We start from the raw sequence: 24,084 nt of genomic DNA, 5'->3' as shown, positions 1-24,084 counted from the left end.
TAACGACAATGATATGATCTTGGACCAAATCGCAAAATCAGAAACATATGCCTCGACCGAATTGATTGATCTGGTCGATCGTAAAATCGGTTCAAATCCGACAAAAGGTGACGGGCTTTATGCCGGAGAGCTGGGTATCGTGTTGTTTTACTTGCATGCTTACCTGTTGGACGGTGATGTAAAATACAAAAACAAGGTACTTGGGAAGCTGAACGACATTATAGAAAGAATAGGAACGCCTTCGGGCCTGACGGGTTCCATTTCTTTATCAGCTGGGTTCACCGGACTGGGTTGGGTATTGAGCTTGCTAAAAAAATACGAATTGATCGGTTCCGGGTACGACGATCTTAAATTGGAGCTGGATGAGCGGATCTATAAAAGGGCATTGCTGGAAATTGGTAACCACAATTTTGACTACATGCATGGTGCGTTAGGCGCACTAACGTATCTGTGTGAGGGTGACATTACAAACGAGACCGTAAGGGAACACATTACGACCCTGGCGCAGGAAATATTAAGTAGGAGACCTTCTGGCGCAGATTATATCAAAAACGAATACATTTACCGCAAGCTCAAATTCACCGTTGAGGATGATTTGAATTTTGGCTTGGTTCACGGGCTTCCGGGAATTCTGCTGGGGTTGCTGGGTGTGTACGAAAAAGGCCTGCTTCAAAACGAAATCCGGGAAGCCGTTGAGCGGGGCGTAGGTTACATCTTTTCCCTGGCGAACTTCGAAAATGAGAAGGATCTTAACAAGAGTATTTTTCCTACCAATCAAATGCTCTCATTACCCGCGGACGATCCCCAAAATGTGGGCTTTTATACCTATCGAATGGGATGGTGCTACGGAGACCTGAATCAGGTCATGTTGCTTTATCGCGCAGGCAGCATACTCAACAATCCCGACTGGATATCGATCGCCGGAAGGGTAGGGAGCAGGTGTTTGAAAAGACAAACGCAAAGTGAAACATGGGTCGATAACCCGCATTTATGTCATGGGTCCAGCAGCCTTGCCCTGATATTTCAGAATCTGAAACAGTTTGATAATGAGATGTATGCGAGTTACGATGACGGTGTGATGTTCTGGGAGAATGAGACTGAAAATTACCTGGACAAGATACTTGGTGATGACGCGGCGACGGACGTATCCTTTTTGAGTGGTTTGTCGGGTATCGCGCTTGCACGATTTGCACTGGAACATCCTCAATATAATGAGTGGCAAAAAATCATGTTACTGTATTGACCTATGAAAAACGTCAGGTTAGGACTTCTGGACTTTGGCTTACGGGGCGGCACGACCAATAGCCTAAAAATACTCAGCGACCTGGTGGAGTATGCACAGTATGCCGATCAGTTGGGGTTTGAAAGAATATGGCTTGCCGAACATTACTACGGTCATAAAACACACGCCTGGACTACCCCCGAACCACTCATTGGCGTGCTTGCTTCCGCCACAAAAAATATACGGATCGGGACGGCGGGTATTTTGCTGTCCATACATCAGCCTTTTCATATTGCGGCACGGTTCAAGTTACTAAACAGTCTGTTTAATAACCGGATAGATCTCGGTGTGGTCAATGGACGTGTCAGCGACAAAGTGAAGTCGTATGCACTGGAAGACAGCTCAAAAGATATAAAAGCAGGTTTCGATAAATCGTTGGACGAGCTGCTGTTCTTCCTGAGAAATGAGGATGAGCTCTTTAATGGTGGCGACGGCATAGTTCTGCCTCCTTATAAAGCAGCCGTACCGGAATTATGGGGCATGAGCGGATCATTGAACGGATTAGACCGTACGCTGCGGAAGGAAATGAATTTCTCCCGCTCACTATTTCACAAAGGAGCTGACCTGGAACCGCATAAAGACCTGATGCAGGCATTTAAAGAGCGGTATCAGACCTCTTTTGGATACGCCCCCAAAATTAATCTTGCCATTTCCGGCGTGTGCCTGGAAGGATATAAGGCAGGCAGGAATGATCAAGTCAGCGAAAAGGAAAATGCAGAAAATTGTCACGTTGGCTGCCCTGACCGGTTCTACGACATGATAGCCAATTATCAGGAAACATTCGGGGTGGACGAATTCATATTTACGGATCTGTTGACCTCGCATTCAGACAGAATGAAAAGTATGGAGCAAATCGAAAAGAGATTTAACTAAACCATGGAAGCAAGCGGGATCATCGGTCTTTCAGAAAAGTTAGCGGGGTCTTTTGTGTCCAGCGAGAAAAGCGAGCTATTGGAGTTCGAAAGAAAAACGCGGATTAATCGTCTTGACAAAAACGAAGTGTATCGGTTTTTGGGAGAAGAACCAGGAAGAATGTCGCTCCAAGTAGTCGATATGTTTTCTGAGGCCGTCAATGTGGCGCGAACGAAATCGGTGAAGAGTTCACTGGATTATTTTCAACGGGCGAATGCGGAGCTGGCACTTCTTAAAGGAAATTCACATTTGTATGCAAAGCTTTTTTATCATTCAGGTTGGTCTTTCTTCTTTTATTCAAATGGCGTATATCCCGAAGCGGTAGCGCATTTAAATGAAGGCCTCGAACTATCTGAGCACCTGGAAAGTAAAGGCGCAGCTTTTCTGGCGTTCAGGAGAATTTTGGACCAGATCCCTAATCTGGCCAAAATTCATTTAAAGGAAGGGCGGGTTCGCCGGGCATGTGAACTGCACAATGGAATTTTGAAAGCACTGATCTACAAGGACTATGCTTCATTGCCGGGGAAGTGGGATTATTATATGTTTGACCATGACGGCTACACCAGGCAGCGCGGTATCGACGATGTGATTCTCCATACAACCAAAATGATTTTGGGATATTCCAAAAGAGCTGAAGAAAGGGCTTTATATGAAATCGTTTTGAAGGATATGGGTCATTTTGAAATTTCGAACGATCACCTGCAAATAATCGGAAGATTTATCTCTCTGAAAAGAGCTTTTTTCTTACAGGAGCATAACGCTTTCCTGAGCCAACTGGCTGAGTTCCTGATGCTGCCAATGGATACCAGTTTTGATGTTTTAAAACTAGCTGTGATCTGTAACTATCTGAACCTTGCCCAAAGACATTTGAGAGGCGAAAGTTTTCAGGCGGTTTGTGAAAAGGTAGACGATTATATATCCTTTCACTTGCATTTACAGCCTTCGGATCAGTTTCTTATTCCATTGATACATAGAGAGTTTACTCAGTTAAACCGATGTAATCAGCCCGTATACATTTAGCCACTTATCCAAAATGCATATGAAAAACAAATATAAATTTTTTCGCCAACTGGACTACATGGATTGTGGGCCAACTTGTCTGAGGATGGTTACTGCATTTTATGGCAAGGACTATTCCCTTGATTTTTTCAGGGCCAATGCGCACATTGGAAAGAATGGCGTAAGCTTGAATGGCCTCTGCCAGGCGGCGGAGAAAATCGGTATCAAAACCTTGCCCGTTAAGTTAAGCTATGAACAGCTGGCCACCGAGGTGCCGCTACCATGTATACTTCACTGGAACCAGGAGCATTATGTGGTTTTGTATGATGTCAAGGAAAAAAACATATTTCGAAAGGAGAGTGTTTTGATCGTTGCAGATCCCGGTCATGGGCTGGTGAAGGTGGATAAGAAGGTTTTCATGAGGAGCTGGGCAAGCTCTCACGATGAAAAAGGGGTGGCTCTTTTGCTGGAACCCACACCGGAATTTTACGATAGCAGTGAGGAGCACAAACAAACGCCGATCGGGTTCAAATTCCTCTTTCAATATCTGCGGCCTTACAAACGATATCTCGTGCAGATATTTCTGGGCATGTTGTTGGGCAGCTTGATCAGTGTATTGTTTCCGTTTTTGACACAAAGCCTGGTCGACTACGGAATACAACTGCAGAACTACAATTTTATCCACCTGGTGTTATTTTCTCAGCTATTGCTGTTTTTAGGGAATATTGGGGTCGATATGATCCGAAACTGGATTTTGCTACACGTCAATACACGGCTCAGTGTCTCGATTATTTCCAACTTTCTGACGAAGCTCATGAAGCTTCCCATTAACTTTTTCGAATCGAAAAATGTGGGGGATATATCGCAGCGGATCAATGACCATCACCGGATCGAAGAGTTCCTGACCGGTTCGACCCTGAATACGCTCTTTTCGCTGGTCAATCTGCTGGTGTTCTCAGTGGTACTTTCTACGTATAACATTTCACTTCTGGGTATCTTTTTCATCGGAAGCATCATCTCGGTAAGCTGGGTTTTTGTCTTTCTGAATCGAAGAAAAAATCTGGACTATATGCGGTTTCAACGATTGAGGGAGAATCAAAACAGCATTTACGAATTGATTACCGGAATGCAGGAAATCAAGCTCAACAATTGCGAGCAGGCCAGGAGATGGGAATGGGAAAGAATACAGGCCAAATTGTTTAAGATAAGTGTAGAAAGCCTTTCTCTGGAACAATACCAGGAAATAGGAGCCAACTGTATCACACAGATCAAGAATATCCTGATCTCCTATCTGGCTGCCAAATTGGTAATGGAGCAGCAGATTACGCTGGGAGCGATGCTGAGTATCTCCTACATTATCGGGCAAATGAATGGTCCATTGAATCAGATCATGAATTTTGTCAAGAAGGTGCAGGATGCAAAAATTAGTCTGGACCGGCTGGGTGAAATACATAACAAGCCCAATGAGGAACTGGATGAGGAGTACCACATGCAGGGAGGCAATTTGGAAGATGGTGAAGACGCCGACATTCTGAAACTGAATAGTTTGGAGAGTGATAACAAAGGTATTGTTCTAAACGACGTTTCGTTCAGGTATGGAAGCAGTACTTCGCCTTTGATACTGAAAAATGTTTCCATGCACATTCCCAAGGGAAAGGTGACAGCGATTGTTGGTTCCAGCGGCAGCGGGAAGACAACGCTTTTGAAATTGCTCCTCAGGTTTTATCCATTGTCGTCCGGGCAGATTGTGGTGGATGGAGAGGACCTGGATCAGATTTCGGCCAAAGCCTGGCGGAAAGATTGCGGTACCGTTATGCAGGACGGTTTTATTTTCTCAGACACCATTGCCCGGAATATCGCGGTAGACGGCCAGAGAATTTTGGAAACCAGAATGAAAAAGGCTATCCACGTAGCGAATTTGCAGGATTATATCAAAAAGCTCCCCCTTGGCTTTACCACCAGGATCGGCAACACCGGAGCGGGGATCAGCGGTGGCCAGCGTCAGAGATTGTTTATCGCACGGGCGGTTTACAAAGATCCCAAATACATGTTTTTTGATGAAGCTACCAGTGCATTGGACGCTAATAACGAAAAGATCATTATGGAGAACCTGGACGAGTTTTTCAAAGGAAAAACAGTCGTAGTGATTGCACACAGGTTAAGTACGGTGAAAAATGCCGACCAGATTGTGGTGCTTCACAACGGAGAAATCCGCGAGGTGGGAACGCACCAGGAGCTGACTGCCAAGAAAGGATATTATTTTGAATTAGTTAAAAATCAATTAGAACTTGGAGCCGCCTAAAACTATGGAAACAAAAGACAAAAACTCGGAATACGAAAGAGTTAGCGACGAAATTCAGGACATCATCGGCCAGATACCGCCATGGATTGTCCGGTGGGGTATCTCTGTATTGTTTGGCGTTGTGATCATCATTCTGATCATTGCCAAGAACATTTCTTTCCCTGACATTATTATTGGAGAAAGCCAGTTGCAGGCCAAAGAGAAGCCGCGCAGGGTCAGCTGGTTTGTTTCTAACCCGGGCGATGACTATTCGCCGTTGGTAAAGGAAGGACAGCACGTGAAGGTTGGAGACAGCCTGGTGGTGGAGAAAGGGTCTTTGAAAAGAACCTATTTCCGGTCCACGATCGATGGTACCGTCTCGTTTTCTCAGGGTTATAAAGAAAACGCGGACAAGCGGACGATATGGGTTGTTCCGACCATCAAAAACTACGAGGTTTTGGTGAAGATTCCAGTCAAAAATTCTGGAAAGGTGAAGGTAGGGCAGGAGGTGAAGATAAGCCTGGACGAGTTTTCACAAAACGAATTCGGTTTCATTGTCGGAAAGATCGTTTCGGTATTACCCGTGAAAATAGAAGGTCAGTACCGCGTGAATGTTGAATTAGTCAACGGCCTTGTCACCAATACCGGCTACAAACTGGAAAAACAGCCAACATTCGTAGGGAAGGCAGAGATCATTCTGGATGAAAAGAGCATACTACACCGGATTTTTGGAGGATTGTTCGGGGCGTAGTTGAAGAGAAATTGAATATCAAAAAGTTGCTGCATTGTTCCCGGATTTCGGAGCGCAATGCAGCAACTTTCTTTTTGTCGATAAAAATAAGCTTATTTCCCGTCGATAATTTCAATGGCCTTTTCTATTAATTCGTCACGATCTTCCGCGATTCCTTTAATGGTAGGACTGATCTGAATGTCAGGTATGATGCCGACGCGCTGGGTGCCCCGGCCATCGGGATAAAACACCCCGACAGCGCTGATATAAGTCATAACATTACCCGGGAAATAGATGGGGGACGTGTTGCCATCCGCACCGGCAGTAGTACTTCCGATCACTTTTACCTTTGGCGCGGTCCGGAACGCCATTGCGGTATATTCGGAAGCGCTCTGGGTTAGTTCATTGATCAGGATCACAACCTGCCCCTTGAAATAATCGGGATTATCTGCTCCGATCTCAATGGGGCTTGCGAATTCAAAAAGGCCGGGCTCGCTCAGCTTCGCAATGGAATATTTTACAAATTCCTGAGGGGACGGAAGTAATGTATTGGAGAAAGTATCCACCAGATCGTCACTCGGGTAGCACCGCAGATCTACGATAAGACCCTTCGTTTTGAGGATCTCAGGCGTTATTTTGGGTAAGTAGCGGTTTTTGAATGATCCTGGATATAAATAAGAAATATCGGGCCGGATCATTCGAAAACAAGTGTCTTTCCGTTGATTTTTTCGTGGTACCTGCATGTTTTGCAGGTCGTAACTTTTGATCGTTAGCCTTCCCGTTTCCTGGCCGCGTTTGTAATCCACCACGATCAAAGAATCGTTGGTACGCAAAAGTTTGGTCGCTATTTTACGGAGCTGTGTTGGATAGTTGGAGGCCGGGGTGATGGGAAGGGATTCGCGGATAATGTCCGCCACAGCTTTTCCGTTTATTTTTTGGAGGATATCTCCCTTTTTCAGGCCGGACTTTTCACCAAGGGTTTTTTTGTGATAACCCGTCACTACCGCCTCATTTTCAATAAAAGAGACGTCAATAGCTGCATTCCTGTCTCCGAAATATTTGTTTAGCACCGAATCCCCCTGCATATCCGCATGCGTGTCGTTGATCCTGGCAATGAGTTTTAAGGCTGTTAATTTGTAATGTATCTCATCGGGCGCAGCGAGGAATTTCGGTATGAATTCCATGAGGACATCGTTCCAGTTTCCGTCGATCAGGTTTCTGTATGGAAAATAATACTGGATCGTATTCCAGTAACGAAACAGGGCCAACAAACGAAACCCGGCGTCCGGGTAGTTCATTGACTCATAAGGATTTTCGTTTTTAAACTCCGGATTTTCATCCTGCGTGTTTCCAATATAATAATGCTTCCCCGTCCTTGCAGCGTTTTTAATGGCCATTAGTCGGGCTTTTAGCTCCTTGTGAAAACCGGAAGATTGGATCCAGTTCAAATCAGGAGGAAGTGCAATTTCGGTCGGCTGCGCCTCAGCATATTTTCGTTCTTCGAAAGCGCCCAGGCCTGTGACCCAGGCCGACAATAGCACCTGTTTCGCCTGTTTGCTTTCTGCTTCCTTATATTTGAGAAGGAACCTGAATAGTTCGTAATCCCAATTGTATTTGCCGCTGGCGATGACGGGGTGGTGGTACTTCAAAAATCCCCAGATTTTACCCACATCAGCCAGGTCGTTACCTGGGATTTTTTGCAGCTGTTCCCGGGTGATCGTCGAGCCGTTATCAAACTCTTTATCGTCTTCAGCTTTTGCCAATTGCTTAGATTCTAATGTTTTGCCTGTATTGATCTGCGAGAATGAAAAGTTGTTGACCAGGATGAAAACAACAAATATGAATTGTTTCATAAATACTTTCGATTTATAATTGGCTTCTGCTCAATTTCCCGATTAAGCCATTAAGGTGATTACAATTTGCCAAACTCCACGAATTCGTATGCGGGTGAACTTTCAACTAATTGTCTCAAAACAGAGGCATGTCCGTTTCCAAATATTACCAATATTCTGTCCTCGTTACTTTCGGTGATCTGCTGTAACTTTCTAAAAATCCGGAGGTTTCTGTTATACCACCAAATGGAAAGAATATCCGCACCCCGATGGTCTTCCAGTTTGAAATTGCCAATCAAGTAACTGCCGAAACCCAACTTATGAACTTCTTCGGAATTCATATATTTGAAATAAGTCAGAAGGTTGGTTTTTGCAGCCAGTTTATCATCATAGGTATACCAATTTTGGTACATTGCTATGAACTCATCATTGGTTTTTAAGTTGTAGTCTTCAAAAAAAGCCTGAAAGTAGGTGGAGTCTACTTTCATTAAATCTTTGTCAAATGATTCGCAATCAATGCTATATAATGTATCCAGATTCAGTTCTTTGGCGATTCGCATGGCCAGCTGATATCTTTCGTCTCTTTTATCTGAAAATTCTCCTTTTTTATATTTTTTTAATTTTCTTGTAGCCTCCCATTCAGGAAATGCTTCAATAGCGATTTTTGTGGGCTTGAATTTTTTTATATAATTGACCAGTTCTGTTACCTCCGATTTTTTGGGCTCAGTCAACACATCAATCTGGTCGCTCTTTTGCACCTTGGCCATATCCTTATTGGGGTAATCAAAATGAAACGAACCGGCGATGAGAACTTTCGCCCGCTGATTTGGAAAAAAAGCTAATGGACGCTTGATTTCTTCCGGTGGTTGTGCAAGCAAACCGATCGTGTTCAGATGGAAAATGATCAAGCAAAATATCGACTTCATACGCGGTACTATTTTAAAGCTTCGTTTCATTGAATTCGGCGCTCCTCAAAGTTTCTCCAATCCTGCTTCCAGGATTGTTTGTTCGGATAGTTCGTCCATGATGGCGTGCTGTATGTGGACGATGATCTTTTTCAGGTCTTCGCAGTATACGGAAGGGTTATCGAAGTGCCTGTCATCACTATACCGGTGAGGCAGGAAACCACCACCGCAAACATAGGCTACCGGACATTTCCGGCATTCCGGGGCAAGCTCTTTGTGGCTTTGATGGTATAGATTCATTAACGGCGATCCAAGTGCCTGTTCGAAGTAATGTGTTTTCAGGTGATAGCTTTCTTTGGTAAAAGCATCGCCGCAAATTTTCATGGCATCGACGGTTTCTATGCTTCCGTCTGTTTCAATCACGAGATAGTCATTGGTCTCCTGGCCAAGCATGTCGAATCCCTCTCCCAGGCCAAGGCAGTTTACAATGATCTGCGTGAGGAAACGTATATTAGGCTTCGTTTCGTCGCGGTCGTAAAACCAGATATCGAATAGTTGTATCCACCATTCGGCGTATCCACTCTGCCTGGGTTTGTTACTGTGATGATGATGCGGGAGCAGGAAATCAATATTGGAAGCTTTGGTGCTTTTAATAAATGAATAGATCTCATCGGGATCTGTTTCAGGGTTTTGAACGCCCAGGAGGGCAAAGGGATAGTTGTTTTTCCAGCATATTTCCAGGCCATCCATTACGGCCAAAAAACTCCCATTGCCTTTATGGTCTCTTCTGTGCAGGTCATTGATTTTTTCAGGGCCATCAATGCTGATCCCCAGAGATACTTTGTGCTTGCGGAAGATTGCAATCCACTCATCATTGAGTAATGTTCCGTTACTTTGGATGGCATAATGGATGGTAGTAGTATTCCCAATCTCCGAAGAAATGTGTGTGAGTAATTCATCAAACTTTGAAGGAGACATTAATGTCGGCTCTCCCCCGTGAAGAATCAGCTGAAAAGTTGGGACGGCGTGTTGGAAGAAATATTGTTTGAGTCGGGCAATCAATTGGTTGGCTACCAATTCGTCCATGAACTTGGGTTGTTTTAAAAAACTGGAATCTCCATGACTGTACATATAGCAATAGGTGCAATCCAGATTACACCTACTGCTAATTTTTAAGATTAACCCTTTCAGTAACTTCTCATTCATCGCCTAGTTTTTTTTCACCATCGATTCGCTCACTCATAATCTCAACCCAGCCACCGTGAATATTTTCGCCAATGACTTTATTGGCTCCTTTACTAATTTCGTCCAGGGCTTTTTTTGCGCCCTTTTTTTTGCCAAACAGTTTTTTTTCGTCTTTTCCCATGATCGTATCATTTTAGGTTGTCTAATAACATACTTGCTTTTTGCCAGATAGTGGTGTACTCAAATTCATAAACGGGCCGCGTGGGTTCTCTGTCACCTCCTCTTAATACAGACGCATCCTGTGATTCAAGGATTTCTAGTCTTTGCGGATTGGTGGCGTCGTTCTGCAAGGATTTGACCATAAGTTCATCGATAGAAAGTCTCATATGTATAAAGATTTATGTGAACTGAACAAAACAACATCAAATGGCTCCGAACATCAAAAAATTGAGATAGTTAACTCTGGAAAGCGACTAACGGCGTGTTTTTTGCGGTGAACGACAATTCCAAGGCCGAAATATTTGAAAAGGAGACGGACATCAATGGTGCTGTTGGTGGAAATGCAGCTTGATGACTGAGAAAAATCAAAACGTGATGCCTTCTATTTTCTTTCGGACATCGTCCCTGAAAGTCCGTCCGATTTGCAGTCTTCGTGTGTCTTTCAACTTGATTTCGTTGCCTTCCAAAGCCATCACGTCCTGGAAATTCACAATGAAGGACCTGCTGATGCGAAGGAATCCTTGTTCCGGTAATTTTGCCTCTATCTCCTTCATCGTCATCCTGATCACAATGTATCCCAATGTATTGATGGGTTCTTTCAGGAATATTTTGAGATAGTCTTCCATAGCCTGGATCATCGTGATATTGCTAAAAAAAAGTCGCAAGTTTTTTTTGTCAAACTTTACAAATGCGGAGTCATTTTCTTCCTGTGTTTCCTGCGCAACGCTGAGCCACCCGTTTCCGCCCCGTACCCCGTCCTTCATACTTTTCATCTCCTTCACTTTTTCAATGCTCCTGATGAATTTCTCAAATGAAACAGGTTTTAAAAGATAGTCCAAAGCATCAAAATCGTAGCTTTTAAGAGCATGCTCGACATAGGCAGTCGAGAAAATGACGAGAGGTTTGTGAAGGCGCAGTACATTAAGCATCTCAAAACCGGACATTTCGGGCATGTTGATATCCAGTAAAATGAAGTCGGGCTTTTTACTTTGGATGACCGAAATGGCCTCAACGGCGTTGTTACAGGTCGCTATCAGGTCGATGTCCGGTAGCTTTCCCAAGTAGCGGTGATAGATGTTTTGGGCGAGCGGCTCGTCTTCGACAATTACACAGGTTATTCGATTATGCTCGTTAGTCATCCTACTCTGTGTAAAGTATTAAGAGATTGTTGAGTATTACCAGGGCACATCATCCGTAGAGATCTTCAGTGCTTAAATCTGGTGAGTTTATTCAGGCTAACAGATGATTCAAATGTGGAAAATTAATTTGGAAGCCATAAATTTATTCGACATTCCCGCAGCAATTTTCGACAAACTGTCTTAATTTGACGACTTCCTGGCGGATGCCTGCTCCTGGGCGACTTTACCTTTGTAGTACTTATTTAGAAAATGATAAATCAGCAATTCCTGCTCCCGCGATTCTGAAATCAGCAATCTATTGCAGGTCATGTGTACGAATGATCCGATCTGGTCTGGTGAAAATCTGCTGGATGAAGTAGTCAGCACATTGCTTAGGTCAGCTGAAAGTTGGTGGCATAGTTTGCCTATCTGCCCTTCTGTATAGTCTTCGTCCGTTTCCATCACTGCGGTTACCTTGGGTCTTAGCGATCTGAATTTTTCGTTTAGTTGAATTTCAACTTTATCGCCATTGACATAGTCCCCCAGGAAATTCATCATAAATTGCCTGGTGAGCGCTGCCTTTTCATCCAGTTTTAATCCAAATGAAGACAGTATCGCGTCAATTAATTTGCAGGCATAGAGCCATCGGTACTGGTCTGCATCATGTTCAGTAATTTTTACAATCGAATTGATTACCAATTGACTATCGATGAAGAAAATCGTTTCTGCCAATTCGATATTTTCGGCCCCGTACCGCTCCAACTCCCGGTCATATGTGCCGAGTACAAATTTGTCGATCAGGTTTTGATCGGTAAATGGCGCGAGTTTTTCCTTCAACTGCATCACAATTTCCGTAGCATTGAATGAATCCGCATTACTGAAAAACCGTAAACGAAGATGAGGAAGGGGATCCTGGTAACGTATAAAGAACCACTTTTCAATGCGACCATTTTCTAACAAATGATCGCAGAAGGGTTTTATGACCTCGGTAAGTATGTTATCGGCGATGGTACTCCCGGTGTAAATTTGCACGTAAAGCCAGGGATCACCAAAACTGAATTTTCTTTGAACGTTTTGGTTGTTGGAAGGATAAGTTTTCGAAGGATTCAGGGCATTGATCCCGGACTTTAACGGAATGATCACCTCATTGGAATAAGAGCCATCCTGATCATTAATAATACATTGCGAGGGTACCGACAAGAACTCGCGTAGCTCAGCCTTGCCCTTTTTTTCAATTTCATCCCTCAAAATGGATTTGGCAAGCGGCAACTGCAGATCGAGCAGCATTTCGTTATCGCCTTCAATCAATTGAACATATCTTGGGACGCGATATTTCTGTATAAAATGGTCAAGGTCATAGTAGCTGGACTTTTCAATATTCCAGGTTTTCCTGCTAAGGATTAAGTAGTTATAGGTGACCCTGGGCAGAACAGGCCGGCCGCTCAAAATAGACCATCTCCAACTGAAACTGATCGCATTCGTTTCATTTTGAATGTCACAAAGAAACTGGTAAATCGGAAGCTCTGATCCATAGTTATGCGCATTGGACAGCCTGGGGATAATTTTCTTGCCCAACTTTTTCGAACGAATGGTGACCTTGCCGTCGGCAGTTACGGACACCAGCAGATCGTCAACAGGCAGTTGATTTTCTGCTTTTGCGGAGGAGAGCGTAATGTACGGAATCTCGTACGTATACAATGGCGGGTGCGACAGGACATTTCCGGTCTTTGTCTCAGGAAGAAAAACGATTTCTGCCAGCACCGAGTCGGCAAAACAACGCTGTTCGTGTGCTGTTGTTTCCAAAAGCTGCGCTTCCAATGCTTTGTTTGAACTTGAAAAGCGGGCCAATAATGCTGCCGCCGAATTTCCTCCCAGGGAATTGAGGTGAAATTTCAGATCCTTCTTACCATTGCCCGACTCGTCAATGATGTTTCCAAAAGCGTAAAAACTTGGATTTGAGGTTGGCACAGACGCAAATCCATTTATATCTTCTGTCGTCAGATTAATTTCCTCTGACTGATTTTCGGCATAAGCCAGGTATAGATTGAGCACGAAGTTATCCCATTCGTTAAATTGGGATGCGGTTTTTCCCTTTGATGTCAGGTCTATCCCTTCCAGAACAGGAATATTGCTCAATCGGGATGCATGACCGTAGTCAATTCCGAGTTCACCGTCCAAAGCAATCGCCAGAGGAATTTCCGCACTACCATATTTATTGTAAAACTCCCTTGTAAAATTGGTGAGGTTTGAACTCGCTCTGTTTTGAGACAAACGCTGAATTTGTAAGAGATCCAACTCAATTTTTTCTCTGAACGATTGTTCGATCGATACGTCCTCGTAAGCTTGTTGCAGTGTGATTTGTACGAGATTATCTGTGGATACTCCTTCGAAATTTTGCTCAATTAAAGCTTTCAGTTTGGTAAAGACCTCGATCCGACATCTGTCGGAGCCGAGCATTTGGGAGATCGTTGCCAGTATTGGCAACAGGGTGCTATCAGCCTGTATCTGCTCCAATTTATGGATAAAGTCATGCAGACCGTTTGTAGTGGTTATTCTTGGAGACAAATCGCAAACCAGAAGTTGAAATTCCAGGAGGTCGCTGACGAATTCCGCGGCATTTGCCTCCGACAGGCCGAGTGCTAAAAGGCGATTTCTGATATCAGATAAGTAGCACCCATTTCGGGCCAGCGAAATGACACTTTGAAGTTCTTCGCTGTTTTGTATGGAAGAAATAAAGTATTTTCTTCCTGCTTGTTCTTGGGCATATTCTACAAACCGGACATCGTTTCCAACCTGATAAATGCTGTTATTGGAATAGAATAGCGACTTTTCCTTTAAATCAGAAGTTGCTAATGCAAAGTCTTTGATTTGGTTTAACAGCAGTATGTCGGGCTCGATAAAAACCCGGTCTCCGGGCCTGGACGGTACGATGTTAGTATGGTCTCCCCATCGCCCAAGGGAAACACCCGAAAACAAACCGTAGGGAGTCGCGCGGCTGCATATCCTTCCCCAGTATTTGTAGAGGGTTTTGACAAGTTTGGTCTGTTCAGAAATGACTGATCCTGAAAGCCACTGTGTGGTTCGCTCATGAAGAACAGGCGATGCCAGGTACAGGGCTTCCAGGAAGTGGTCATTGGTGCTAACAATCCTCTTGAACGAATGTAAAAAAGACGGTTCCTCTTTTAAATAAAGTTCATAGAGGCTGCAAAAGGAGTCGACTGGTAAATTAGGCCTTCTGACAAGGAAAAAATCGAAAGAAGCAAATTCAGTATGATCTTTTCCTTTCATGCTTTGATTTTGAACTTCGTAAAAAATAACGGACTTCGCTTGCTCCCGGATTACCTGAATGTGAAAATGGTAGTCTCGGTGGTAGTAGTGCTCTCGGTAGAGTTTTTGTTACCGGATTTAACGGAATTTTTTGCTTTAAGCGTAAGGATTCTTTTCCTTACCAGCTTAACTGTTAGGTAGTTGTTTGACATCTTGATACAGATTTAGTTGTTTGTTTAAGTATGGACGTAAACAAACTGCACAAGAATCAAACAAAAAAATATTTTAGATGAAACGAACCAATTCTTAGACAAACCTATATTATTCTACCTTGTAGATTGTTCAGGACGACATCCCGGAATGTTGCCCCGATGGGAACTTTCTGCTTATTGGAAAGCTCCATCTCATTGCCATCGATCGCTTTGATCTCTCGTATGTTCACAATGAAGGATTTGTTGATCCTTATAAATCTGTGTTTTTTAAGGACTTCCTCCATTTTACCAATGGTCATATGAATGATGACCATAGAGTCGGTCATGTGAATTTTGAGATAATCCTTCATGCCTTCCACGACAACAATTTCACCAATATTGATCTTGATTAACTTTTTGTTACTTTTTACCATAAAAAAGTTATCCCCGGCATGGCTGGATTCTGACGACGACTCAGGGTTGCTGTCAGGGTTTCCTCCCCAGGTGTTGCTTTTAAGGCTCATTTGCTCTGAAACCTTATTTACAGCTCTTACAAAACGTTCAAACGAGATGGGCTTGACGAGGTAGTCGATCACTTCAAAATCATAACTTTCAGCAGCATGGTTGGGGTAGGCCGTCGTGAAAATAATGTAGGGGCGGGAGTTGCCTAGTATTTTAACCATCTCTAATCCAGTTACTTCCGGCATTGAGATGTCCAGAAATAGAATGTCTGGATTGAGGTTATGGACAGCTTCCAGTGCCTCCAGTGCATTGGGATAGACACTAAGCAACTTCAGGTAAGTCAATCGCTCCACAAATCGGCACAAGAGGTTTTGTGCAAACGGCTCGTCGTCTACAATAATACACGTAATTTCTTTCTTCATTTTAGAGTGATCTGCAAGAAGACGTCATACTCTGCGGCAGAGTTGTTAATTTTTAACTCATAACGGTTTGGGTAATAAATATCCAATCTTTTCTTCAAGTTTACTAATCCAATACCTCCTTTTTGGAGCTGTTCGCTTTGGGCAGTCGGTTTGCTATTTTTAACCTGAAAAACCAGTTTCGAATTAGAGAGGTGAATATTAATTTCTACCCATTTTTTCCCGACGGTATTTAGTCCATGTTTAAAAGCATTTTCAACAAATGGGATAAGCAGAAATGGTGGAATGCGATGGTCTTCGAAATTCCCGTCGGCCTGAAAATTGATTTGTGTGTCGGGTGTGTGCCGGATTTTTTCCAGTTCAATGTAGTCCTTTAAAAACAAGATTTCTCTCGAAAGAAGCACATTTTCCGAGCTGGATTCGTATAGGGAATAACGCATCAGATCAGCCAGTTTCAGGATCGTATTGCCGGCTAGCTCATTGGTTTCTTCAACCATCGAATAGATATTGTTCAGGCTGTTGAATAGAAAATGGGGGTTTAACTGAGACCTCAGAAAGTCCAGTTCCAGACTTAAATTGTTCCTCTGAAGCTTCAAAATCCGGTTGAAATAGGAAAAGGTATTACTAATTCCGATGATGGCAATTGGAATGACGATGTAATTACCGGTGAGCGCCCAGATGTAAAGATCCATATACCGGTTGAAGGGAATCATCCAAATTGATTCTGTTTTCATTCGCTGCCAACCAAAAGATACAAATTGCGACGGATCAGGAGTTGAAGCTATAAATTTAAAAGAATAATAAATGACGTAAGAATTGAGAAAGTAAATAAAGATGGCAACAAAGACAAATATGTAGAACCTGTCGGGAAGGCTTCTCTGAAGTGCATATATCAGCGAATATATCGACAATATAATCACAGCAAAAATGCAGTTTGATAAAATATTATTCCACTCCTTATCGCCCGTACGACCTAGTGTAACAGTAAAGTCTGAAAGAATATAAATCCAATATAACCAACAGAATGATAAATGCTTGCCTATGGTTAAATATTTATTGTTCCACCAAAAATCTTTTAAATCAAAGGGCATAATTTCGGATATTTCAAAGATTTAAGAATTAAATCCTTCTCAATTTATTAAAGAATTGGTTTGCACAAACTTTTTGATGCATTCTTTTAAGCGAGGATTTTCTTGCAAAGTGGATAGTTACCTAACCGGAGGTACCCGGGAAACTGCTACCATTAAAAATAACAAAACTGTATCTGTTATGGCAATTTCCTTTTGTTCAACTTTGAGCTTGTCATTTCGGTAACATCATGCATTCAAATTCAGACCACATTTACATCATCGGATCCGGGGCGATCGGGAAAGCGCTGGCTGTATTTTTGACACTTTCGGGACGAAAAGCTACGGTCATCAGGGGCAGTGTGGACAATGGCAGCCAAAAAAACGAGCACATCCGCGTGCAAATGCCGGACGGAACCATACATGAGGCTGAGATTACGATTTCTACCTTAAATGCATTTCCCACGCTCGATGGCATTGTTGTTCTTGCGAGCAAATCCTTTGGAAACGAACAACTGGCGATTGCTTTGAAGAACAAGACGGGTAGTTCACCCATTGTTTTACTGCAAAATGGCCTGGGGGTTGAAAAGTCATTTTTTCAGCATGGCTTTTATGAAATTTACCGCTGCGTGTTGTTTGTAACAAGCCAGATCATCGATGAAGGTACCGTTCGTTTTAAACCTGTGGCGCCTTGCCCCATCGGTATTGAGCGTGGCGATATAGATCATTTACAACACATTGTCAGGCAATTAAATACACCGCAATTTGTATTCAAAAGCAAAGCGGAAATCCAGCATACGATCTGGAAAAAGGCGATCATTAATTGTGTTTTCAATTCGGTTTGTCCGTTATTGGAAGTGGATAATGGCATATTCTACAGGAGCGCGCCGGCGCTGGATGTAGCCCGGCGAGTGATCGCGGAATGCATAGCGATTGCGAATGCAAAGGGTATCATGCTTACCATCAACGAAGTAGAGGAAAGTCTGTTACAGATTAGCCGGTCGTCCGATGGACAACTAATTTCTACATTGCAGGATATCCGTGCGGGCAGAAGAACAGAAATCGACACGCTGAATTTGGAAATCGCGGGAATGGCCCGGGAGCTGGGTTTGGACAGCGCAGTACACGAAACGCGGCTCTTGGGGGAGTTAGTGAGTATGAAAGCGCAAATCAATCTGCGAGGTGGCACCCTTGTATCTTAATTTTGCCGATAGTTCAACACAAAAAAACTAACTTGAATAACATTTAAAGTCTTGTGTTGTCAAACTGAATTAGCAATGTAATCCCGCAATTTAGATTTCATATGGACGTGGAAGAACAGATCAATGCCTACCTTACCAGTCAGCCTGAACCAAAGCGCAGCGACATGCAAGCGTTGCACCGCATCATTCTGCGCACAATGCCAGGGTGTAAATTGTGGTTTTTAGATGGTAAAAACAGTGAAAATAAAACTGTTTCTAATCCGAACATTGGATATGGACTTTACACGATAAAGTATGCTGACGGAAAAAGCAGGGCGTTTTATCAGATCGGACTGAGTGCAAACACAACCGGAATCTCGGTCTACGTTATGGGTATCGATGATAAAACATACTTAGCCCAAACTTTTGGAGACCAAATAGGGAAGGCGAGCGTGACCGGGTATTGCATTAAGTTTAAAGCGCTGAAAGACATAAACACTGAAGTACTGGAAGATGCGATACGATATGGGGTTGCAACTTCGCTTGGGGAGTAATACTAAAGTCGAGGGGCCTGGTAGTCCCAGGCCATGTGATTTGTTCCATACCAGTGATGGGGGATGCTGAAAAATAGCAGTTACTCTTTCGAGAATTCATAATAAAGCATTACTGCCCCACCAGCGAAGGTTTTTGTGTTGACCAGCTTCATAACCGTCCTGTTATGGATCTTATCGAACAATGGTAAGCCTTTTCCCTCGATGACAGGATAGATCATAACCTGGAATTCATCGACGAGTCCAAGATTTATTAATGCAATGATTAAACTCCGGCTGCCAACCAGAATGTTTCCGCCTGGCTGTTGCCGGAGCGATAGTACTTCTTCCTCAAGGCCGCGTTCTGCTATTCTTGCAGTTTCCCATTCAACAGTTTTCAGGGTGTGGGAAAATACAACTTTTGGAATGCGGTCCATCACCACTGCAAAGTCATCCATTGACTTATCGCCGGTTGGGTTCGTTGCCAGGGGTTTCCAATATTCCATCAGCTGATAGGTGATCCTGCCATAGAGGGCAACGTCGCCGTTTTTTAGCAGGTCACGGTAATGGTCGTGTATTTCATCATCCGGAATGCCTGACGTGTGGTCGCAAAACCCGTCAAGCGTCATATTCATTGCTGCGATTATTTTTCTCATCCTGTTTTTGCATGAAGTCAAAACACATTGAACTGTTGCAAAAATAAGCTAAGCTCAGCCCGTTTTGGGAAGTCATTCAGAACAAAAACAGGGGGGATTTGGGACATGTTAAGTTTTGCTGGCGGGCCTATTTTACCGGAGGCCGGAAATATGGTCCAGACGCGAAGCCGTTCCGGCGATAGATCTGTTCGCTAGGGAACGAGGTTAGTCCGTTTTTGAACATTCTATGTCTAGCTGTCGATTTTTAAATGATTGATTACTAGTATGTTAAAGTTTAGGTTGGTTAGTGGCAAGATATTTGACGAGCCAATGCATAGTATGCGTCCTTTTTTTGACATAGCGTGCAGATTCCAACTCTTTAACTTCTGAACCATGCTTGCAAACTACCTGAAAATTGCCTTTCGTAGTCTTCTAAAAAATACTGTTTATTCGGCCATCAACATCGGCGGGCTGGCTGTCGGAATGGCCGTGGCCATGCTGATCGGCTTGTGGGTTTATGATGAATTGACCTTTGACAAGTATCATCGCAATTACGATCGTCTTGTGCAGGTGATGCAGCACCAGTCTTTCAATGGGTCCATAGGAACCGAAAAGTCCATTCCTATACCGCTTGTGACCGAACTGAGAAATCGGTACGGATCTGATTTTAAGCATCTTGCAATGTCAACCTGGCAAGGAGGGCATGTTCTTGCATACGGAGAAAAGAGAATTTCGAAAGGTGGTAATTTTATGGATGTGGAAATGCCCGAAATGCTATCGCTGAAAATGTTGAAAGGCGACCACGGCGCATTAAAAGAAACTAACTCCATCATTCTTTCTGCTAAAACGGCTGAGGCACTTTTTGGCCCTGTCGATCCTATGGGCAAAATCGTGCGAATGGATAACAAAATGGATGTACGGGTAACCGGCGTGTATGAGGACTTACCATTTAATACGGAGTTCCGCGAGCTGGCAATGATTGCGCCGTGGGAGCTGTTTATTGCTTCACAACCTTGGGCGAAAAGGTCGAGGGATGAAGAAAAGTGGGATAATAATTCCTTTCAGCTTTTTGCAGAGGTCGCCGATCACGTGAATATTGACAAGCTGAGTGAGAAGATCAAATTTGCAAAGCTCAACCGGATGAAAAAGGACGAGATCTCTTCCAAACCCGAGATTTTCCTTCATCCGATGAAAAACTGGCATCTGCGTTCTAACTGGGTGGAAGGGGTTAATACCGGCGGTTTTATCCAATATGTATGGCTTTTCTCGATCGTTGGGGCATTTGTGTTGCTGTTGGCCTGTATCAATTTCATGAACCTGAGCACCGCGCGTTCGGAAAAACGGGCGAAGGAAGTTGGCATACGTAAGGCCGTAGGATCGCTCCGCGGACAGCTGGTCAGTCAGTTTTTCAGCGAATCTTTTCTGGTAGTGATCATTGCCTTCGTTTTTGCAGTCTTTCTGGCAACGTCACTTCTTCCACAATTTAATGACGTAGCCTTTAAGCAGGTAGAATTTCCATGGACAAAGCCGCTGTTCTGGCTTGTAAGTGCCGCATTTATTTTCGTAACTGGTATTCTGGCAGGAAGTTATCCGGCATTGTACCTCTCTTCTTTTCAACCCGTGAAAGTTTTGAAAGGCGCCGGTTCGTTGCTACGATTCAACGTTGGCAGGTTTGCAGCAGCGCCGCGGAAAGTGCTGGTAGTTGTGCAGTTTACAGTTTCTATCACGCTTATTATCGGTACTGTTATCGTGTATCAACAAATTCAACATACTAAAAACCGGCCCATTGGTTATGATCAGAATGGCCTGATTATGCTGAGCGTAGTATCGCCGGAATTTGCACAAAAAGCCGACGTGATCCAGGATGAGATCAAAAACTCCGGTGCTGTGGAACGGGTGGCGCTGTCTTCGAGCCCACCCACGGGTATCTGGTCAAATAATGGTGGATTTAGCTGGAAAGGCATGGACCCGAATTTGCAGGCGGATTTTGGTACCATTTGGGTTACCAAGGATTTTGGAAAGACGGTCGGCTGGCAATTCAAGGAAGGCCGCGATTTTTCAAGGGAGTTTGTCACCGATTCCACGGCGTTGGTAGTCAATGAGGCCGCTGTGAAATTTATGGGTATAAAAAATCCTGTCGGGAAGGTCGTACAGTGGGGTTTTGGGAAAGAAGCCGAATTCTACACCATTATCGGCGTGATCAAGGATATGCTGATGGAATCACCTTACGAGCCTGTAAAACAGACGTTTTACTTCACTGGCAAGGCTACCAACTTCATGACGATCAGATTGAACCCGACAAAAAATGCGGTTGAGTCAATTGCTGCCGTGGAAACGATCCTGAAAAAACACGTTCCTTCCGCTCCTTTTGAGTACCAGTTTGTCAATGAGGAATTTGGGAAGAAATTTTCGTCAGAAGAGCGTATTGGAAAGCTTGCGGCAATCTTCGCCTGCCTTGCCGTTTTCATATCGTGTCTCGGCTTGTTCGGGCTGGCTTCTTTCGTGGCCGAGCAACGTGTGAAGGAGATCGGGATCAGGAAAGTACTGGGTGCTTCTATGGTCAATTTGTGGCAGTTAATGTCCCAGGACTTTGTAATATTGGTGATTATCTCCTGTCTGATCGCCAGCCCGATTGCCTATTACTTCCTGAATGACTGGCTCTTGACCTATAAATATCATACGACTGTCCAATGGTGGATTTTCCCCGTAGCCGCATTGGGCGCGATGACCATCACCGTGCTCACGGTGAGCTATCAGGCCATTCGTGCCGCATTAATGAATCCGGTGAAATCGCTCAAGAGCGAGTAAGAGACAACAATCTCAAAACCTCCGGACCTGCATCAATACCACTTCCATGGGCGGTCAGAAGAATTCAGGCGTACATTCAATTAATTTCCTTACTCCGCTATTCTGATATTTTTAATTTTGGAAGGCAGCCAAACTTGCATTGGCCCTTTTCCCCGGTTGGCCCAGGTGTAGTAGGGGATAGCGGTGACGAGCTGCGGCTTTGTTTTTACATTCAAACCATCAGCTGTGGCTTCTACTTTTAGCAGATTGGCCTGAACGGAAATGACGGATTCGTCGAGTATCTTGCTTTTTTGTATGTTAAACGTAGGATTTTCAGGAACCAGCAGGTCCCACACTTCACCCGCATTGTCAGCTCCTTCCACGCAGTAAACGATCGGCCCGCGTTGCAGGGCAATGCGATCTTCATTCGCTTTTACTTCTTTCCGAGACTTGATCTGACGCACTTCCATCGGTAATTTCACCTCTACTTCGTCGCCATTCTGCCACGTGCGATCGATCACGGCATAGCCTTTTTCGACCTGATAATTGACCGGTTTGCCGTTTAGCAAAACCTCAAATTTTTCGTTTCCGGCTCCAATGAAGCTGTAAAGTTCACCCGGAACAGCCGTATTGCCTGCCCAGCCGGGAATGCGGATATTCAACGCATACTTCACTTTCTGACTGGGACTTACCTTTATTTTGACATTGCCTTCCCAGGGATAATTCGTTTCCATGAGAAGCGGAACATTGGTTTTTCCAACCTGAAATTTAGTACCGCTGCCCACAAAGAGGTTCACCCAGATTTTGTTCTCGGATTTTCCATAAATATAATCCCCAACCGACGCCACGAGCCGTGCAATGTTGGAAGGACAGCAGGCTGTTCCAAACCAGGCGTTACGTGCATTGTTGCCGATTGATGAAAGCGGATTGCCGTAAAAAAAGTGGTCGCCGCTCAGGCTTAGCCCGTCCAATGCACCATTGTAAAGGCTGCGTTCCAGCACATCAATGTACTTGGCGTCGCCGGTCAGAGAATTCATCCGCTGGTTCCAGAACACCATCCCAACGGAGGCGCAGGTTTCACTATAAGCAGCGCCATTCGGTAGATCGTAGTCGTCAGTAAATCCTTCATTGTGGCCAGAAGACCCGATTCCGCCCGTCAGATACATATTTCTGTAAACCACATCTTCCCAAACCGCCGTCATCGCATTCATATAGCCCGGGTCCTGGTTTACAGAAGCCACATCCGCGGCACCCGTATATTGGTACATAGCGCGCACCGCATGCCCGGTGATTTCCTTTTGGTCCTTCACCGGAATGTCGTCCTGGCAATACTTGGGATCTTTCCATTCATCCCAGATTTTCCCTTTTCCATAGCCGTGTCCGCGTTGCTGTAAAAACCAGTCAGCCAGTTTCAGGTACCGGTCTTCTTTGGTCAAATGATACATTTTCATCAATGCCAGCTCAATTTCCTGGTGGCCGGATACCCACGGACGGTTTGCAACGCGGAATGTAGCATCAATGTGGTCTGCCAGGCGAATCGCTACGTCCAGCAATTTTCGTTTGCCGGTTGTGTTGTAGTAGGCTACTGCTGCTTCCATTAAATGTCCCGCGCAGTAATCTTCGTGCTTTTCCATGTCAGTCCAGCGCTGGTTAATGTCCGTCAGCGTGTAGAAAGTGTTCAGGTAACCGTCCGGCTGTTGCGCCGCCGCAATTTTATCGATCCATTCATCTGCTTTCTTTTCCAGGGCTGCGTCAGGCCGGTTTTTAAGCGAATAGGCCATTGCTTCAATTGCTTTGTACACATCACTGTCGTCATAGTAAATACCCTCGTGCTTTTCTCCGTGTTTGCGGGCCACTTTTTCAAAATTCCTAATCCGCCCCGATTTTTCCTCCGTCTGAATGATACATGCATTGAGCGTTGCCGTCGCTACTTTTTCTTGCTTGGGCTTCCAGAAATTGTCATGGATGGTAACGTCCGAAAAACGTACGGACTGTATTCGCTGCGCCTGCACGTGAATCACATTCAAACAGAATATGCCGGCGGCGATCAGGGAAATTTTGGTGGTATGTTGCATTTTGAAT

Annotated in this window: 19 protein-coding genes; 8 read left to right on the top strand and 11 right to left on the bottom strand. The window is 44.2% G+C overall.

The window, feature by feature from the left end; genetic code table 11:
* Nucleotides 1-13 precede the first annotated feature (13 nt).
* From ON006_RS13300 to ON006_RS13280, 5 genes are read left to right on the top strand one after another with little or no spacing between them, the layout of a single operon-like run.
* Nucleotides 14-1,243, top strand: a complete 1,230-nt coding sequence (locus tag ON006_RS13300) for a lanthionine synthetase LanC family protein (RefSeq protein ID WP_244820281.1) — start codon at nt 14-16, stop codon at nt 1,241-1,243.
* Between the two features lie 3 nt (nt 1,244-1,246).
* A complete protein-coding gene (locus ON006_RS13295; protein WP_244820280.1) occupies nt 1,247-2,155 on the top strand; it encodes an LLM class flavin-dependent oxidoreductase in 909 nt (302 codons plus the stop codon).
* 3 nt (nt 2,156-2,158) lie between these two features.
* Nucleotides 2,159-3,214, top strand: coding sequence for a hypothetical protein (locus tag ON006_RS13290; RefSeq protein ID WP_244820279.1), 1,056 nt, complete (start codon nt 2,159-2,161; stop codon nt 3,212-3,214).
* Nucleotides 3,215-3,233: 19 nt separating this feature from the next.
* Nucleotides 3,234-5,495, top strand: coding sequence for a peptidase domain-containing ABC transporter (locus tag ON006_RS13285; RefSeq protein ID WP_255772868.1), 2,262 nt, complete (start codon nt 3,234-3,236; stop codon nt 5,493-5,495).
* Nucleotides 5,496-5,499: 4 nt separating this feature from the next.
* Nucleotides 5,500-6,225, top strand: coding sequence for an HlyD family secretion protein (locus ON006_RS13280; RefSeq protein ID WP_244820277.1), 726 nt, complete (start codon nt 5,500-5,502; stop codon nt 6,223-6,225).
* A 92-nt stretch (nt 6,226-6,317) separates the two neighbouring features.
* On the opposite strand, the gene ON006_RS13275 is transcribed toward ON006_RS13280, so the two are convergent.
* The 9 genes from ON006_RS13275 to ON006_RS13235 all read right to left on the bottom strand — a co-directional run bounded on the left by ON006_RS13275 (nt 6,318) and on the right by ON006_RS13235 (nt 16,536).
* Nucleotides 6,318-8,057, bottom strand: a complete 1,740-nt coding sequence (locus tag ON006_RS13275; RefSeq protein ID WP_244820276.1) for a S41 family peptidase — start codon at nt 8,055-8,057, stop codon at nt 6,318-6,320.
* A 59-nt stretch (nt 8,058-8,116) separates the two neighbouring features.
* On the bottom strand, nt 8,117-8,962 hold the full coding sequence (locus ON006_RS13270; RefSeq protein WP_244820275.1) for a DUF5694 domain-containing protein: 846 nt from the start codon (nt 8,960-8,962) through the stop codon (nt 8,117-8,119).
* Nucleotides 8,963-9,007: 45 nt separating this feature from the next.
* Nucleotides 9,008-10,147 (bottom strand): radical SAM protein, encoded by a 1,140-nt coding sequence (locus ON006_RS13265; RefSeq protein WP_255772867.1) that lies wholly within the window; start codon nt 10,145-10,147, stop codon nt 9,008-9,010.
* Nucleotides 10,140-10,307, bottom strand: a complete 168-nt coding sequence (locus tag ON006_RS13260; RefSeq protein ID WP_244820273.1) for a hypothetical protein — start codon at nt 10,305-10,307, stop codon at nt 10,140-10,142. The genes ON006_RS13265 and ON006_RS13260 overlap by 8 nt, the downstream gene beginning before the upstream one ends.
* Before the next feature lie 403 nt (nt 10,308-10,710).
* Entirely contained in the window at nt 10,711-11,484 is a 774-nt protein-coding gene (locus ON006_RS13255) for a LytR/AlgR family response regulator transcription factor (protein ID WP_244820272.1), read from the bottom strand.
* 180 nt (nt 11,485-11,664) lie between these two features.
* Nucleotides 11,665-14,751: a lantibiotic dehydratase gene (locus tag ON006_RS13250; protein ID WP_244820271.1), complete on the bottom strand. Its 3,087-nt coding sequence runs from the start codon at nt 14,749-14,751 to the stop codon at nt 11,665-11,667.
* A gap of 50 nt (nt 14,752-14,801) precedes the next feature.
* Nucleotides 14,802-14,942 (bottom strand): hypothetical protein, encoded by a 141-nt coding sequence (locus ON006_RS13245; protein ID WP_244820270.1) that lies wholly within the window; start codon nt 14,940-14,942, stop codon nt 14,802-14,804.
* A 104-nt stretch (nt 14,943-15,046) separates the two neighbouring features.
* The gene (locus ON006_RS13240; RefSeq protein ID WP_244820269.1) at nt 15,047-15,805 is read right to left on the bottom strand and encodes a LytR/AlgR family response regulator transcription factor; all 759 of its coding nucleotides are present in this window, start codon (nt 15,803-15,805) and stop codon (nt 15,047-15,049) included.
* Nucleotides 15,802-16,536, bottom strand: coding sequence for a sensor histidine kinase (locus ON006_RS13235; RefSeq protein ID WP_267609983.1), 735 nt, complete (start codon nt 16,534-16,536; stop codon nt 15,802-15,804). Before ON006_RS13235 ends, ON006_RS13240 begins: the two co-directional genes overlap by 4 nt.
* A gap of 584 nt (nt 16,537-17,120) precedes the next feature.
* On the opposite strand from ON006_RS13235, the gene ON006_RS13230 reads away from it, so the two are divergent.
* Both ON006_RS13230 and ON006_RS13225 read left to right on the top strand, forming a co-directional pair.
* Nucleotides 17,121-18,071, top strand: a complete 951-nt coding sequence (locus ON006_RS13230; protein ID WP_244820267.1) for a ketopantoate reductase family protein — start codon at nt 17,121-17,123, stop codon at nt 18,069-18,071.
* A 101-nt stretch (nt 18,072-18,172) separates the two neighbouring features.
* A complete protein-coding gene (locus ON006_RS13225; RefSeq protein WP_244820266.1) occupies nt 18,173-18,604 on the top strand; it encodes a DUF1801 domain-containing protein in 432 nt (143 codons plus the stop codon).
* An 80-nt stretch (nt 18,605-18,684) separates the two neighbouring features.
* Here ON006_RS13225 and ON006_RS13220 read toward each other — a convergent pair whose 3' ends face one another.
* Nucleotides 18,685-19,236 carry a dihydrofolate reductase family protein gene (locus tag ON006_RS13220; RefSeq protein ID WP_244820265.1) on the bottom strand — a complete coding sequence of 184 codons (552 nt, stop codon included), beginning with the start codon at nt 19,234-19,236 and terminating at the stop codon, nt 18,685-18,687.
* Nucleotides 19,237-19,608: 372 nt separating this feature from the next.
* Between ON006_RS13220 and ON006_RS13215 the strand changes: the two genes are divergently transcribed.
* Complete coding sequence (locus ON006_RS13215) at nt 19,609-22,023, top strand: ABC transporter permease (protein ID WP_244820264.1); 2,415 nt, start codon at nt 19,609-19,611, stop codon at nt 22,021-22,023.
* 89 nt (nt 22,024-22,112) lie between these two features.
* Here ON006_RS13215 and ON006_RS13210 read toward each other — a convergent pair whose 3' ends face one another.
* Nucleotides 22,113-24,077 (bottom strand): glycoside hydrolase family 127 protein, encoded by a 1,965-nt coding sequence (locus ON006_RS13210; protein WP_244820263.1) that lies wholly within the window; start codon nt 24,075-24,077, stop codon nt 22,113-22,115.
* Nucleotides 24,078-24,084 lie beyond the last annotated feature (7 nt).

The sequence above is a fragment of the Dyadobacter pollutisoli genome (assembly GCF_026625565.1).
Classification (GTDB): domain Bacteria; phylum Bacteroidota; class Bacteroidia; order Cytophagales; family Spirosomataceae; genus Dyadobacter; species Dyadobacter pollutisoli.
The sequence above is the reverse complement of the archived record's forward strand: the minus strand, read 5'-3'. Positions and strand labels throughout refer to the sequence as shown.